This window comes from Rhizobium sp. UFLA01-1127 (assembly GCF_059803845.1).
Genome location: NZ_JAUQTZ010000158.1, coordinates 1 through 14,345, shown reverse-complemented (window position 1 = coordinate 14,345; position 14,345 = coordinate 1). Strand labels below are relative to the sequence as shown.

The 14,345-nt window shown below is 60.0% G+C and carries 14 protein-coding genes; 12 read left to right on the top strand and 2 right to left on the bottom strand.

Annotated elements, in window-relative coordinates:
* Positions 1–70: 70 nt before the first annotated feature.
* The 12 genes from cobA (at position 71) to Q4Q11_RS27340 (ending at position 11,697) form a co-directional block, all read left to right on the top strand.
* A complete protein-coding gene (cobA, locus tag Q4Q11_RS27395; RefSeq protein ID WP_112509981.1) occupies positions 71–919 on the top strand; it encodes a uroporphyrinogen-III C-methyltransferase in 849 nt (282 codons plus the stop codon).
* Positions 916–2,223 carry a cobyrinic acid a,c-diamide synthase CobB gene (locus Q4Q11_RS27390; protein WP_498571439.1) on the top strand — a complete coding sequence of 436 codons (1,308 nt, stop codon included), beginning with the start codon at positions 916–918 and terminating at the stop codon, positions 2,221–2,223. The genes cobA and Q4Q11_RS27390 overlap by 4 nt, the downstream gene beginning before the upstream one ends.
* Complete coding sequence (gene cobD, locus Q4Q11_RS27385; protein ID WP_498571438.1) at positions 2,220–3,239, top strand: threonine-phosphate decarboxylase CobD; 1,020 nt, start codon at positions 2,220–2,222, stop codon at positions 3,237–3,239. Before Q4Q11_RS27390 ends, cobD begins: the two co-directional genes overlap by 4 nt.
* An 83-nt stretch (positions 3,240–3,322) precedes the next feature.
* The gene (cbiB, locus tag Q4Q11_RS27380; RefSeq protein ID WP_112509975.1) at positions 3,323–4,303 is read left to right on the top strand and encodes an adenosylcobinamide-phosphate synthase CbiB; all 981 of its coding nucleotides are present in this window, start codon (positions 3,323–3,325) and stop codon (positions 4,301–4,303) included.
* A 118-nt stretch (positions 4,304–4,421) separates the two neighbouring features.
* Entirely contained in the window at positions 4,422–4,850 is a 429-nt protein-coding gene (locus Q4Q11_RS27375) for a L,D-transpeptidase (protein ID WP_112509973.1), read from the top strand.
* Positions 4,851–5,178: 328 nt separating this feature from the next.
* Entirely contained in the window at positions 5,179–5,457 is a 279-nt protein-coding gene (locus tag Q4Q11_RS27370; protein ID WP_041677496.1) for an acyl carrier protein, read from the top strand.
* 122 nt (positions 5,458–5,579) lie between these two features.
* Positions 5,580–6,053, top strand: a complete 474-nt coding sequence (locus Q4Q11_RS27365) for a 3-hydroxyacyl-ACP dehydratase FabZ family protein (RefSeq protein WP_498571437.1) — start codon at positions 5,580–5,582, stop codon at positions 6,051–6,053.
* A gap of 43 nt (positions 6,054–6,096) precedes the next feature.
* A complete protein-coding gene (locus Q4Q11_RS27360) occupies positions 6,097–7,302 on the top strand; it encodes a beta-ketoacyl-ACP synthase (RefSeq protein ID WP_498571436.1) in 1,206 nt (401 codons plus the stop codon).
* Between the two features lie 10 nt (positions 7,303–7,312).
* Entirely contained in the window at positions 7,313–8,593 is a 1,281-nt protein-coding gene (locus Q4Q11_RS27355; protein WP_113337198.1) for a beta-ketoacyl-ACP synthase, read from the top strand.
* A gap of 54 nt (positions 8,594–8,647) precedes the next feature.
* Entirely contained in the window at positions 8,648–9,676 is a 1,029-nt protein-coding gene (locus Q4Q11_RS27350; RefSeq protein WP_498571435.1) for a zinc-binding dehydrogenase, read from the top strand.
* A gap of 5 nt (positions 9,677–9,681) precedes the next feature.
* Positions 9,682–10,614 carry a lipid A biosynthesis lauroyl acyltransferase gene (locus tag Q4Q11_RS27345; RefSeq protein WP_112510348.1) on the top strand — a complete coding sequence of 311 codons (933 nt, stop codon included), beginning with the start codon at positions 9,682–9,684 and terminating at the stop codon, positions 10,612–10,614.
* Between the two features lie 360 nt (positions 10,615–10,974).
* Positions 10,975–11,697: a PAS domain-containing protein gene (locus tag Q4Q11_RS27340; protein WP_113223419.1), complete on the top strand. Its 723-nt coding sequence runs from the start codon at positions 10,975–10,977 to the stop codon at positions 11,695–11,697.
* A 300-nt stretch (positions 11,698–11,997) separates the two neighbouring features.
* Here the strand turns inward: Q4Q11_RS27340 and Q4Q11_RS27335 are convergent, their stop codons facing one another.
* Entirely contained in the window at positions 11,998–13,203 is a 1,206-nt protein-coding gene (locus Q4Q11_RS27335) for a GTP-binding protein (RefSeq protein WP_498571434.1), read from the bottom strand.
* Between the two features lie 81 nt (positions 13,204–13,284).
* A complete protein-coding gene (gene znuA / locus Q4Q11_RS27330; RefSeq protein WP_498571433.1) occupies positions 13,285–14,259 on the bottom strand; it encodes a zinc ABC transporter substrate-binding protein ZnuA in 975 nt (324 codons plus the stop codon).
* Between the last annotated feature and the right edge of the window lie 86 nt (positions 14,260–14,345).

Here is a 14,345-nt window from a genome sequence, read left to right as displayed (position 1 = left end):
ATCGGGCTGCGACCGTCTTATCCCGTTCTCAACGTTGCAATTTCAGTCATCCGGGCATAGGACACAGAGGATGAACGATACCGCTTTTTCCAATCTGCCGGCCCTGGAGCCGGGATCCGTCTGGCTCGTCGGCGCCGGGCCGGGGGATCCGGGGCTTTTGACGCTGCTGGCGGCCAAGGGATTGGCCGAGGCAGACGTTATCGTGCACGATGCGCTCGTGAACGAAGATTGCCTGAAGCTCGCCCGTCCGGGCGCTGTGCTGGAATATGCCGGCAAGCGCGGCGGCAAACCATCGGCCAGGCAACGGGACATTTCCTTGCGGCTGGTGGAGCTGGCGCGTGCGGGCAAGCGCGTTCTCCGCCTCAAGGGTGGCGATCCCTTTGTTTTCGGGCGCGGCGGGGAGGAGGCGCTGATGCTTGTCCAGCACGGCATTCCTTTCCGTATCGTGCCGGGCATCACGGCCGGCATCGGCGGGTTGGCCTATGCAGGCATTCCCGTCACCCATCGCGACATCAACCATGCCGTCACCTTCCTGACGGGTCATGATTCGTCCGGCGTCGTGCCCGATGCGATCGACTGGGAGGCCATCGGCAAGGGTTCGCCCGTCATCGTCATGTATATGGCGATGAAGCATATCGCCCAGATCAGCGCCAATCTAATCGCCGCGGGGCGTTCGGCGGATGAACCCGTCGCCTTCGTCTGCAATGCGGCGACATCCGCGCAGCAAGTACTGGAGACCACGCTCGGACGCGCGCCCGGCGACGTCGAGGCTTCCGGCCTCGAGCCGCCGGCGATCGTGGTCGTCGGCGAGGTGGTAAGGCTTCGGCCGTCGCTCGATTGGCTCGGCGCTCTTTCCGGACGCACGCTGATGCCGGCAGCCGAAAGGCCGGGCGGGAACGGGCGCAAGGTGCCGGCATGAGCGGCCTTCTGATCGCGGCACCTTCCTCAGGTTCCGGCAAGACCACGTTTACGCTTGGTCTGCTGCGCGCACTGCGAAACAGAGGTGTCGCGGTCGCATCCGGCAAGGCTGGGCCGGATTATATCGATCCCGCTTTCCATGCGGCTGCACTGGAATCGCCCTGCCTCAACTTCGACCCCTGGGCCATGCGCGCCGAACTGATTTCAGCGAATGCGGCGCTTCACCGCGCCGGCGGACGGATGCTGGTCATCGAGGGGATGATGGGTCTGTTCGATGGCGCCGCCGATGGCAGAGGTGCGCCGGCTGATCTCGCCGCTTTGCTTGGCCTGTCCGTCGTGCTTGTCGTCGATGTCTCGCGCATGTCGCAATCGGTTGCAGCTGTCGTCAGCGGCTTTGCCAATTTCCGCGCCGATATCCGCATTGCCGGTGTCGTCCTCAATCGCGTTGCAAGCGACCGGCACGAGAAAATGCTGCGCCAGGCTCTGAACGCGATACGCATGCCCGTTGTCGCGGTCATCCGCAGCGACAGCAGCCTCGTATTGCCGGAGCGGCATCTCGGGCTGGTGCAGGCAGGAGAGCATGGGGCGCTCGAGCATTTTATCGAGGCTGCGGCCGCGGTGGTCTCGGAGACCTGCGATTTCGAGCTGCTTTTGCGGGCAGCGCAGCAGCATGTCGTCCGTCCGTCCGTGGCGAATATCGCGCGTCTGATGCCGTTCGGCCAGCGCATTGCCGTGGCACGGGATATCGCTTTCGCCTTCTGTTACGAGCATATGCTGCTTGGCTGGAGGCGGCGCGGCGCGGAAATCTCTTTCTTTTCTCCCCTTGCGGACGAAGCGCCCTCGGCCGGCGCCGATGCCGTCTATCTGCCGGGCGGCTATCCGGAATTGCACGCCGAAAAGCTTGCCGCCGCCCAGCATTTCCGCGATGGCGTGAAGACGGCCGCGGCGAGTGGGGTGCGTGTCTATGGCGAATGCGGTGGATACATGGTGCTCGGCGAGGGGCTTGTGGATGCGGCCGGCGAACGTCATCCGATGCTCGGCCTGCTGCCCGTCGTTACCAGCTACGAAAAGAGACAGCGTCATCTCGGCTATCGGCGCGTTGTGCCGCTTGCTGGCTCCTTCTTCGACAAGCCGATGACGGCGCATGAGTTTCACTATTCGACGATCGTATCGGAAGGCGAGGCAGACCGCTTGTTTGCAGTCAAGGATGCGCTCGATACCGATCTGGGTACGGCCGGTCTGCAGCGGGCCAATGTCGCAGGCTCCTACATGCATCTGATCGATCTTGCCGGCGAGGCGGCATGACGAACAGGATCGTCCATGGCGGCGGCATTACCGCGGCGGCGCGTCAATATGGCGGACGCCCCGAGGAGTGGCTGGATCTTTCGACTGGTATCAACCCCAATCCCGTTTCCTTGCCGGAGATCCCTGTTTCGGCATGGCATCGGCTACCGGATCAGCACGTGCAGGAGCGCGCGCGAGACGCGGCGAGGGAGTATTATCGCAGCGGAGATATGCTGCCGCTGCCCGTTCCCGGTACGCAGTCGGTCATCCAGTTGCTTCCAAGGCTTGCGCCCGGCGGCGGCGTCGCGATCCTCTCGCCGACCTATGGAGAATATGCGAGGACCTTCATGCTGGCGGGCATGCAGGTTCGTCAGGTCTCGGCGATCGCCGAGCTCACCACCGATGACAGCCTAGTCGTTGTCGTCAACCCCAACAATCCGGATGGGAGAACGCTGCCCCTCGAGCAGTTGCAGGAGCTGCATGACAGGCAGCGCGAGCAAGGCGGCATTCTTGTCGTAGATGAGGCTTTTGGCGACACCGAGCCGGCGGCGAGCCTGGCGCCCTTTGCCGCCTCCATGCCGAACCTCGTTATCTTACGCTCCTTTGGAAAGTTTTTCGGCCTGGCCGGCCTGCGGCTGGGTTTCGTGATTGCCGAAGCCACGATCCTGAGCCGCTTCGAGGATTGGCTTGGCCCCTGGGCGGTTTCCGGACCTGCGCTTTCCATTGCGGCGTCTCTTATGGAAAGCGACACGATAACCATCAGGAAGCGCATCCTGGAACGCCATTTGGCGCTGGAGGCGGTTCTGCGCCGCTCGCATCTCGATATCGCCGGAGGGACGGCGCTGTTTGCATTGGTTGCAGACAATCGGGCCGAGGGCATATATACGCATCTCTGCCGTCACCGTATCCTGGTCCGCAAGTTCGACTATGCACGCAATTGGCTGCGTTTCGGGCTGGCGCCGGATGAAGAGGCGGATCGAAGGCTCGCAATGGCATTGGAGTCGGATGATTTCAGATCTGTTCGACCTAAAATCTGAATCCATTCCAGAATCAAAGCAGTAGAGCATGATGTCGAAGGCTGCGCACATTTTCGGCATCATGCCCTAGAGGAATATTCGACATGACCGCCGACGAACATTTGCTCATTCTGGTTCTTGCCTTGCTGCTCGACCGCATCGTCGGCGATCCGGATTGGCTTTGGCAGCGTTTTCCGCATCCGGTCGTACTGTTCGGCAAGGCGATTTCCTCTTTCGATCGCCGGTTCAATGCGAAACACCTGCCCGGCGTTCTTCGGCGCCGCAACGGAGCCATGTCGATCATCGCGCTGTCGATGGGAGCGATCATCGCAGGCTGGGCCATTCACGGCTTCCTCGCATTTTTCGGCTGGCTCGGCATATTGGTCGAGGCGGGGCTCGTGGCGGTTTTCATGGCGCAGAAGAGCCTTGCCGACCACGTCGGCGAGGTATCGCGGGCATTGCGCGCCGATGGACTGGAAGGGGGGCGTCTGGCTGTCGCGCGCATCGTCGGCCGCGATCCGGAAACGCTGGATGAACCGGGTATCTGCCGCGCGGCCATCGAAAGCCTGGCCGAGAACTTTTCCGACGGCGTCGTCGCGCCGGCCCTGTGGTACGGGTTTTTCGGGCTGCCGGGACTTCTCTTCTACAAGATGCTCAATACCGCAGATTCGATGATCGGGCATAAATCCGAGACCTATGTCGATTTCGGCCGTGCTGCCGCGCGCCTCGACGATATTGCCAACTGGCCGGCCGCGCGCCTGTCGATTCTCCTGATCGCTGCCGGCGCTCTCGTCAAGCGAGGGATCTCCGGGCTTGGAAATGCGATCCGCATTGCGGTCCGGGATGGCGGGCTGCACCGTTCGCCGAATTCCGGCCGGCCGGAAGCCGCCATGGCCGGAGCGCTCGATATCCAGCTTGCCGGCCCGCGAATCTACGGCGGAGAGCTTGTGCGCGAGCCGATGATCAATGGCGCCGGCCGCGACACGGCAACCGTCAGCGATATCGAAGCCGGCATTTCCATCTTCTATTCCGCATGTTCGATGCTGACGTTCCTCGCCTTCCTCGGATTCCTGCTGCTGCTGTGAGCGTTTCCTGAATTAAGCAATTGCTCACTATATGTATTAATTTGGTATAATTAACATAGCGATAGACTCTCCATCGTCTGAATTGCTTCAAGAGGAAGCAAACAGTCGGAGGGGCAAGATGAAGCGCGTCGCATTAGCAGCAGCGGTATGTATAAGCATGCAATTTCACACCGTTTCGGCCCAAGCCGGAAGCGTTCTTGCGGTCGTCGATCTTCGATCGCAAACAATGACCGTTTCCGAAGACGGGGCTTTCAAGTATCGCTGGCGAGTATCGACGGCGCGCAGGGGTTATGTGACGCCGATCGGCTCCTATACCGCTAAATGGCTGTCGAAGGATCATCGGTCGAAGAAATATGACGATGCGCCGATGCCCTATGCCGTATTCTTCAATGGCGGTTACGCCGTCCATGGCACTTATGAGGTGCGGCGGCTTGGCCGGCCGGCTTCGCATGGCTGCGTGCGGCTCGATACGCGCAACGCCGCCACCTTTTTTGCGATGGCGTCGGATGTGGGGCTTCACAATACACGTATCGTAATCAGCGACTAAAGCATGTCGCGCAAAAGTGTGCAGCGGTTTTGCGACGACGACATGCGCAAAATCAGAGACCTAAAGCGCGGAAAGCGAATCTGAAAGATCGCGACGCGCTTTAGGTCCTTGCGGGACCGGCTGGCCGTTGCAGGACTGCGGCTCGGCCGCAATCCTGCCGCATCTTGCGCGCATGTCGCCGTAATTCCGCAATTGCGACGAGAGTGTCATTTTGCGTTTGCGCAACAGTTCTTCGCCAAATTGCCGGGGGTTCCGGTGGAAACCATTGGCTTTTGGAATGGATTTCCCTATGAGGGGGATTGAATTATTATTTCAAGAGGTATGGGCAGTGACTGCTACATTTGACAAAGTTGCCGACATCATCGCTGAAACCAGCGAAATCGACCGTGACACGATCACCCCGGATAGCCACACGATCGACGACCTCGGCATCGACAGCCTGGACTTCCTGGATATCGTTTTCGCTATCGACAAGGAATTCGGCATCAAGATCCCGCTGGAAAAGTGGACGCAGGAAGTCAACGAAGGCAAGGTCTCGACAGAAGAATACTTCGTGCTGAAGAATCTCTGTGCCAAGATCGATGAATTGCGCGCCGCCAAGGGCTGAGCGACATCCTTGCATTTTTTGACGCCCAGCCGCCCCTGAATGTGGCGGCCGGGCGGTTTCATTCTTAAATAGCGTATCCCGCCTGGCGCAGAGTATTTTGCCGGGCCGGAGCGGAGGCATTGATGCTGCTGGAATATTTCCAGATGATCGACAGGGTCGAATCCGTCGATCTGTCCAAGGGCCTGTTGAAGGCGCATTCCATCGTTCCGGCGAAGAGCCCGGTATTCGAAGGCCATTTTCCCGGCATGCCGCTCGTTCCTGGCGTTCTCCTGATCGAAACGATGGCGCAGGCCTCCGGTATGCTGGTGCTTGCCGCGACGAAATTTGCCTACATGCCGTTCCTGATGTCGGTCGATGGCGCCAAGATGCGGACTTTCGTCGAGCCGGAAGCCGAGCTGGATATCGAGGCCGACCTGGAGCACGATGGCTCTGGATTCGCGGTGACAAAGGCGCGCATCACCATTGCCGGAAAGAAGATCTGCGATGCGCAGTTGAAGCTGCGCACCATGCCGTTTAATGAGGTGCCGCTCGCCGATATCGTGCGCAAGCGGGCAGGCGAGGTCGGGCTTCTCGACGCCATCGCCGCCAACGGTTGATGCTGCCGGCCTGTTCGGCGCCGCATTCGAAGAGGATTGATGAATGAGCAAGGCCCAGAATGATGTGGTGATCACGGGTATCGGCATCGTCACCTGCCAGGGTGTTGGCAAGGATGCGCATGTCGCCCTGCTGACCGCGGACAAGGTGCCGCCGACCATCGTCGAGACCGAAAAATTCAAACCCTATCCCGTGCATCCTCTGCCTGACATCGACTGGTCGCAGCAGATCCCGAAGCGCGGCGATCAGCGGCAGATGGAAAACTGGCAGCGCATCGGCGTATTCACAGCCGGGCTTGCGCTCGACGATGCCGGCTTCAAGGACGATCTGGAAGCTTGCGGAACCATGGACATGATCGTCGCGGCCGGCGGCGGCGAGCGCGACATCAATGTCGATACGCTGATCGTCAACGAGGGCCTGAAGCGCAACGACCGCGAACTGCTGCTGAACGAGAAGCTGACGACCGAGCTGCGGCCGACCCTGTTCCTGGCGCAGCTTTCCAACCTGCTCGCCGGCAATATTTCGATCGTCCATAAAGTCACCGGTTCGTCGCGTACGTTCATGGGCGAGGAGGCCTCCGGCATTTCCGCCGTCGAGACGGCTTTCCATCGCATCAAGTCGGGCGAATCGAGCCATGCACTGGTGGGCGGCGCGTTTTCCGCCGAGCGTCTGGATATGATCCTGCTGATCGAATCGATCAACGCCCATGCGATCGGCGATTGGCATCCCGTCTGGTCGCGTAAGCCGGAAGATGGCGGCGGCATGATCATGGGATCGCTGAGCGCCTTCCTGGTGCTTGAATCGCGAGCCCACGCGGAGGGCCGCGGTGCGCATATCTATGCGACCATCGATGCGGTCGAGGGCGATCGCGGCCGGCGCGACGAGGGCAAGTTCGAGGCGCGGCTCGAACGTATGCTTGCGTCTGCCAAGCAAGGGGCAGGCGAAGCGACAATCGTCTTTTCCGGCACAAGCGCCATCCCCGATTTGGCCCAGCGCGAGAAGGCGGTGCTCGAGGCGCAGCTTCCGGATTCTGCCATCCGCGCTTATGTAGGCGTTTCCGGCCACGGGCTGGAAGGCCAGTTCCCGCTCGGGATTGCTTTCGCGGCTCTGGCCGTTGCCAATCAGGCCAAGGTGCCGCCCTTCGATGCCGCGCATGAAAAGCCGATGGCGGCGGGCGCACGCAATGCTGTGGTAACAACCGTCGGCCATGCACGCGGCGAAGGTATCGCCGTACTGTCGGCTGAAGCGTGAGGAACAGGATATGACCGCTTACAAGGATCATCTCGGACGCCCGATCGTCGCCGTTACCGGCATGGGGATCATCACGTCGCTGGGGCAGGGCCTGCAGGACAATTGGAACGCCTTGTCGTCCGGCACTTCGGGCATTCACGGCATCACACGCTTTCCCACGGACGGGCTTTCGACGCGGATCGCCGGCACGGTGGATTTCATCGATATTCCCGCACCGAACGCCGTCGAGCGCTCCTACGCTTTTGCGCGCGAAACGACGATCGAAGCTCTGGCCCAGGCCGGCATTGCCGGCGATTTCGACGCGCCGCTGTTCCTGGCTGCACCGCCGATCGAACCCGAATGGAGCGCCCGTTTCGAGTTGGCCGACCGCTCTCCTCCGGCTGATCACGATGGCGATGCATATGAACGCTTCCTCGCCGCCATGCGCCAGCGCCCGGATCCTGCCTTCCATGAAGCGGCTCTTTTCGGCGCCATTTCCGAACGCCTTGCCGACCGTTTCGGCACGCGCGGCCTGCCGGTGACGCTGTCGACGGCCTGTGCATCGGGCGTGACCGCAATCCAGCTCGGTATCGAGGCGATCCGTCAGGGCCGGACGACACGGGCGCTGACGGTTGCGACCGACGGTTCCTTGAGCGCGGAGGCGCTGATCCGCTTCTCGCTGCTGTCGGCGCTGTCGACGCAAAACGATCCGCCGACCAAGGCATCCAAGCCGTTCAGCAAGGATCGCGATGGTTTCGTCATCGCCGAAGGAGCGGCGACGCTGGTGCTGGAATCGCTGGAAGCGGCGGTCGCGCGCGGCGCCAAGATCCTCGGCATCATGAAGGGCGCCGGCGACAAGGCCGACTCCTTCCATCGCACCCGGTCTTCGCCCGACGGCGGCCCGGCGATCGCGACGATCCGCGCAGCCCTCGCCGATGCCGGCATGGCGGAGACCGATATCGGCTACATCAACGCTCACGGCACTTCGACGCCGGAGAACGACAAGATGGAATATGGTGCGATGTCCGCCGTGTTCGGCGACCGGCTTCCGACCATTCCGGTCTCGTCGAACAAGTCGATGATCGGCCATACGCTGACGGCCGCAGGTGCGGTCGAGGCGGTGTTCTCGCTGCAGACCATGCTGACCGGAACGCTGCCGCCGACCATCAACTACAACAATCCGGATCCGTCTATTATTCTCGACGTCGTGCCGAACAAGAAGCGTGAAAAGCAGGTGAATGCCGTTCTTTCGAATTCCTTCGGATTCGGTGGTCAGAACGCCAGCCTTGTCATGGCGCTTGAACCGGCTTAATCGGACCTTTGAATAACGGATAATAACTGCGCCCGAGAGGCGAGGGACTTTGCCATGCGTGCTTTGCAACTGATCGACGACCGCAAACTTGAGATCACCGATCTGCCGGAGCCGGAGGCACCGGGCGCAGGTGAAGTGACCCTTAGCGTCAAGGCCGTCGCCCTCAACCACATTGATGTCTGGGGCTGGCGCGGCATGGCCTTTGCCAAGCGCAAGATGCCGCTCGTCATCGGTGCAGAGGCTGCCGGCGTGGTCGAAGCGATCGGACCGGGCGTTGCCAACGTGCTGCCGGGGCAGCTCGTGTCGATCTACGGCGCACGCACCTGCGGCCTCTGCCGCCATTGCCGCGAAGGTCGCGACAATCTGTGCGAACATGTCGGCGGCGTGCACGGCTTCCATCTCGATGGCTTCGCACAGGAGAAGGTCAATCTGCCGGCCCGCTTGCTGGTTCCGGCGCCCCCCGGTGTCGATGCGATCGGCGCGGCACTGGCACCCGTCACGTTTGGCACCGTCGAGCATATGCTGTTCGACAATGCCAAGCTGGAGCCGGGCGAAACGATCCTCGTCCATGCCGGCGGTTCGGGTATCGGCACGGCTGCCATCCAGCTTGCCAAGAAGATCGGCTGCACGGTCATCACCACGGTCGGTTCCGACGACAAGATCGAGAAGGCGAAGGCGTTGGGCGCCGATCACGTCATCAATTATCGCACCGACCGCTTCGAGGGTGTTGTGCGCAAGCTGACGAAGAAAAGGGGCGTCGACGTGGTCTTCGAACATGTCGGCAAGGATACCTGGGCGGGCTCGATGCTTTGCATGAAGCGCGGCGGCCGTCTCGTTACCTGCGGCTCGACCTCGGGCGTTTCGACCGAAATGAACCTGATGATGCTGTTCCAGCAGCAGTTGAAGCTGCTCGGCTCCTTCGGCTGCCGCATGGAAAACATGGCCAACGCCATGCAGAAGATGGCGCGCGGGCTCGTTCATCCGGTCATCGATACCGAAGTGAGCTTCAGCGATATCGACCGGGCATTGGAGCGAATGGAATCGCGGCAGATCTTCGGCAAGATTATCCTGAAGATGGATTGAGCGGCGTGAAGCTCTTCATCACCCGGATCGTCCTTGCGCTCAGAAATTTCCGGCAGTGGCTGGTGGCGCAGGTCATTTTCGGCTTCCTGAATTTCCTGAAGCTATTTCCGGCGGATGCGGGCATCAATTTTGCCGATTGGCTGACCCGGAAGATCGGACCGCGCATGCGCCGGCATCAGTTGATGCTGACCAATCTGCGCAACGCTTTTCCGGAAAGGAGCGAGGCGGAGATCGAGGACATCGCGCGTGCAAGCTGGGGCAATATGGGCCGGCTGGCGGCGGAATATGTTTTCCTCGACCGGCTCTTCGACTTCGATCCCTATAGCGACAAGCCAGGCCGGATCGAGGTTTCTGGCATTCCGATCTTTCTCGACCTCAGGGACAATCCACGGCCATTCATCGTCTTTACCGGACATACCGGCAATTTTGAGCTGCTGCCGGTTGCAGGCGCGGCTTTCGGTCTGACGGTGACCGTACTCTTCCGTCCGCCGAACAATCCCTATGTCGCTCAGAAGGTTTTCGACTTCCGGGCCAAACGCATGGGCAACCTCGTGCCTTCCCACGCGGGCTCCTCGTTCAGCCTTGCGCGTGAGCTGGAAGCAGGCCGTGGCGTCGGCGTGCTGGTCGACCAGAAATTCCGTAAGGGGTTGAAGACTCTGTTCTTCGGCCGTGACGTGAAGACGAACCCGCTTTTGCCGAAGCTCGTGCGCCAATTCGATTGCGAGGTCTATCCAGCCCGTTGCGTCCGTCTGCCTAACAATCGCTACAGGCTGGAAATCGAACCGAAGCTGGAGATGCCGCGCAACGGAGCGGGCGGTCTCGACTTGACCGCGACGGCGCAGATGCTGAACGACAAGGTCGAGAGCTGGGTGCGGGAAAACCCCGAGCAATGGCTCTGGTATCATGATCGCTGGGATATCAAGAAGAGCGTTTTCTAGATCGGCTCTTCATTGGGACAGGCCGTACAAAACTACGCAAGCGGCTTTGCCCGTCGGGCAAAAAGAAACCAGAGCGCGAGAAGCGGAGCCGAGAGAGCGCGATTCGCTCCATGGGTAAGAATGCTGGAATTCGCATCCGGTCTTCATGCAGCCATTGCCGCTGGTAGATCTTGCTTTTCAGAAAGTTCTCCTTTCCCGAGAACTTCTGTTCATCCGGATTGAAAGTGAAGGTAAGTCATGTTAATTCACAATACAGAAAGTTTGGTGAGAAAGCGGACACCAAACTGAATATCCTTGGGCATGGCAGCGCTGGGAAACGAGGCTCCTGCGTCCGTTGTGATCAAGGACAGGAGGGCAATTTTGCTGGCACTCTTTCATGCCTTCTCCACGAAATGCAGTCAGATTCAACGTGCGATTAAACTTGGCGACGACGAGCTTGTCGCGTCGCTCGATAGTGAACTGGAACCACTTATCGCGGCTATTCTAGCGTTTAAAGCGACGAGCCTGCTTGAGATCTACATGCAGCTCCAGTTCATGAATAACCTCATCCGGGAAGAAGCGGATGATCGTTCGCGAGTCCTGTGCAATTCGACATCGCTCTCGGTGCTGATCGACCGTTATTTCGGCGGAGCAAGCGAAGCAGCCGGCGAAGTTATGAAGACGTTTTCGAGCGAGAAAATCGATCGCGACGACGTGTTCGGCTTCGAGGAAGGCAGCTTTCTGAACGATGTCATTCTGGACAGCCTGCCTGATCGCGTTGCCGTGATTACGCAGGATTATCGCTATCTCTACAGCAATGCTGCCAATTCGGAGTTCCTGGAGTCAAAACCGATGGAGCTCGTTGGGCGCCACATCTCGGAATTCGTCGGCTGCGAATATTTTGAAAGCAGCGTGAAAGCGAAGCTCGATGCTTGCTTTGCAGGCGAAAGGGTGGAGTGTCTCTACCCGTCCCATCGTGAGGTCGAGCCAGGCAAGGTGTTTCACTGTACGATGACGCCGCTGCGTACCAAGGCGGACGTGATCGGCGCATTGGTCGTCATGCATGAGATCATCACCGTTCCTGCCGGCATGCTGGTGGCCTGAGCGCACGTTCAGGCCCAAAACCAAAGTTTTTCCTATCGGATCGGGCATCAGGCGAGCATCTGCCTCGCCTGACTTGTTATCATCCTTATCCGGTTTGGCGGCGTTGGATCGGAATCCTTTATCGACGGGTTCGTCATCGCCACTGCATTCGAAGCAATAGCAGCGCAATCTAACCAGAGCTGGATGATTTTAGGTCTGTGCGATCTAAAATCCGAATCCGCTCTGGAATCGAAGACGTAGAGCAGGATGTCGTCGAAAGCCGATCACGCTTTTCGGCACCTTGCTCCAGGTTCTGCTTCTTCATGCCGTCAGCCGGTCCCAGCTAGAAAAAGGGTCGGGGAGGTCTCGCCAGCGTTCCGGCGTGAAGCGATCCGCATCGATCAGGCAGGCATCCAATTCGGCTGTGATCTTCTGCGCGCTCATCGGATCGGCACCGATGAATACCAGTTCCTGGCGCCGGTCACCCCAGATGGGATCGAGATAAGGGGCCAGGGCGCTCCGGAAACCGGGATCGCGCGGCCATTGCTGCTCAGGCACGGCAGCCCACCAGAGGCCCATCTTGCCTGTGCGGACGAGCGCGCCGGCCTGGCTCATTTCGCCGACATGATAGGGTCGGGTCGCAAGCCAGAAGAAGCCCTTGGCCCGAACGACGCCCGGCCATGGCCGATTGAGAAATGCTTGGAATTTAATGGGATTGAAGGGTTTTTTCGTGCGATAGACGAAGGAGCGGATGCCATATTCCTCGATTTCCGAAACATGATCCTTGAATCCGTGGAGCTCCTTGTACCAGAGCGGGTGGGTTTCGGCGCGATCGATGTCGAAGCGGCCGGTGCCGAGAACCTCCGCCGGTTCGACCGCGCCGAAATCGGCTTCGATCAGGCCCGCGTGGGGATTGAGTCCGACGATGATCTTGCGGGCGGCGTCGCGTTGCTCGACCGTTGCCGAGCCAACCTTATTCAGAATGATGACATCGGCAAATTCGATCTGCTCGACCAGCAGGTCGACAATGGTCCTGCTGTCGCCGTCGCCGGCCGTCTCGCCGCGGTCGGCGAGGAAATCCGTCGATCCATAATCGGCCAAGAGGTTGGCCGCGTCGACGACGGTGACCATGGTGTCGAGCCGGGAGACATCGGAGAGGCTGCGGCCATCTTCATCGCGAAACTCGAAAGTGGTTGCGACGGGCAGGGGCTCGGCGATGCCGGTCGATTCGATCAGGAGGTAATCGAAGCGATCCTGTTCGGCAAGCTGGCGTACTTCCTTCAGCAGGTCGTCGCGCAACGTGCAGCAGATGCAGCCATTGGTCATTTCAACAAGCTGTTCTTCCGTGCGTGAGAGGTTGGCACCGCCGTCGCGCACCAGCGCCGCATCGATATTCACCTCGCTCATGTCATTGACGATAACGGCCACGCGCAGACCCTGGCGATTATTGAGGATATGGTTGAGCAGCGTCGTCTTGCCGGCGCCGAGAAAGCCGGAGAGGACGGTGACGGGAAGCTTCTTGTTCATGATAGCCTCATTGTAATGTAATATCATTACTTTTGCTGTAGTGAGAAAAGCGAGCAGGAGGCTCGCTTTCTCCGGAGATGTTCAGCCGTGCGCTGAAAGGCAGCTTTTCAGGGAGCTTGCGATATCGCGCATCAGATCGAAATAGAGATTCGGTCCCTGTGGCAAAGTTACGGCTTCGGGGTCAAGCACACCCGACTTTGCCGATGTGCCCTCCAGCACCACATTGACCAGCTTCGGTTCGAATTGCGGTTCGGCGAAGACGCAGGTCGCGCCGAGATCGGCGACCTTGCGGTGGATTTCGGCCACGCGCTGCGCGCCGGGAATGGTTTCCGGGCTGACGGTGATGGAGCCGGAGACGCGCACGCCGTAGCGATGTTCGAAATACTGGTAGGCATCGTGGAAGACGATGAAAGGCTTGTCTTTCACGGGAGCGACCGTCGAGGCGATTTCCGTATCCAGCGCGTCGAGCTTGTCATTCAACGTCTTCTGGTTCGCTTCATAGGTGAGCGCATTGGCGGGATCGGCAGCGACCAGCGATGTCGTGATTTCGGCGGCCATCGCTTTGGCATTATGCGGATCGAGCCAGAGATGGGTGTCGAATTCGCCGTTATCATGGTCGTGGCCATCGGCGTGCTCGTCGCCTGCATCATGCCCGTCACCATCGTCATGCGGTTCGAAGGCGCCGCCTTCGCGGAATTTGAGTTTGGTGATGCCCGGAGCGTCGTCGAGTTCGACGACGGTGGCGTTGGAGCCGAGTGCCGTGAGCGGCTTTTGAAGGAAGGCTTCCATGCCCGGCCCGACCCAGAAGACCAACTGCGCCTGCTGCAGGCTGCGGGCATTCGAAGGTTTGAGCGCATAGGTATGCGGCGAGGAGGCACCATCGACGATCAGATCGGGCATACCGACTCCCTGCATGATGGCTGCGACCAGGGAATGGATCGGCTTGATGGACACCACGACCTTCGGCGCATCGGCTGCTGTGGCCGCCGTGCTGACGAGCAGGCCCGAAAGGAGGAGAGAGGCCGCGACGGGAAGAAGAGTTTTTGCTGCGTTCATGCGATAAATGCCCTTGAATGGGTCTGTTATGTTATTACATCAATTGCGTAATGCTATAACGTGTGCGATAGCATGACGCAATAGTG

Excerpts from the sequence above, each read along its gene's own strand:
- cobA (WP_112509981.1), top strand. The coding sequence starts at position 71 with ATGAACGATACCGCTTTTTCCAATCTGCCGGCCCTGGAGCCGGGATCC.
- Q4Q11_RS27390 (WP_498571439.1), top strand. The coding sequence starts at position 916 with ATGAGCGGCCTTCTGATCGCGGCACCTTCCTCAGGTTCCGGCAAGACC.
- cobD (WP_498571438.1), top strand. The coding sequence starts at position 2,220 with ATGACGAACAGGATCGTCCATGGCGGCGGCATTACCGCGGCGGCGCGT.
- cbiB (WP_112509975.1), top strand. The coding sequence starts at position 3,323 with ATGACCGCCGACGAACATTTGCTCATTCTGGTTCTTGCCTTGCTGCTC.
- Q4Q11_RS27375 (WP_112509973.1), top strand. The coding sequence starts at position 4,422 with ATGAAGCGCGTCGCATTAGCAGCAGCGGTATGTATAAGCATGCAATTT.
- Q4Q11_RS27365 (WP_498571437.1), top strand. The coding sequence starts at position 5,580 with ATGCTGCTGGAATATTTCCAGATGATCGACAGGGTCGAATCCGTCGAT.
- Q4Q11_RS27360 (WP_498571436.1), top strand. The coding sequence starts at position 6,097 with ATGAGCAAGGCCCAGAATGATGTGGTGATCACGGGTATCGGCATCGTC.
- Q4Q11_RS27355 (WP_113337198.1), top strand. The coding sequence starts at position 7,313 with ATGACCGCTTACAAGGATCATCTCGGACGCCCGATCGTCGCCGTTACC.
- Q4Q11_RS27350 (WP_498571435.1), top strand. The coding sequence starts at position 8,648 with ATGCGTGCTTTGCAACTGATCGACGACCGCAAACTTGAGATCACCGAT.
- Q4Q11_RS27335 (WP_498571434.1), bottom strand. The coding sequence starts at position 13,203 with ATGAACAAGAAGCTTCCCGTCACCGTCCTCTCCGGCTTTCTCGGCGCC.
- znuA (WP_498571433.1), bottom strand. The coding sequence starts at position 14,259 with ATGAACGCAGCAAAAACTCTTCTTCCCGTCGCGGCCTCTCTCCTCCTT.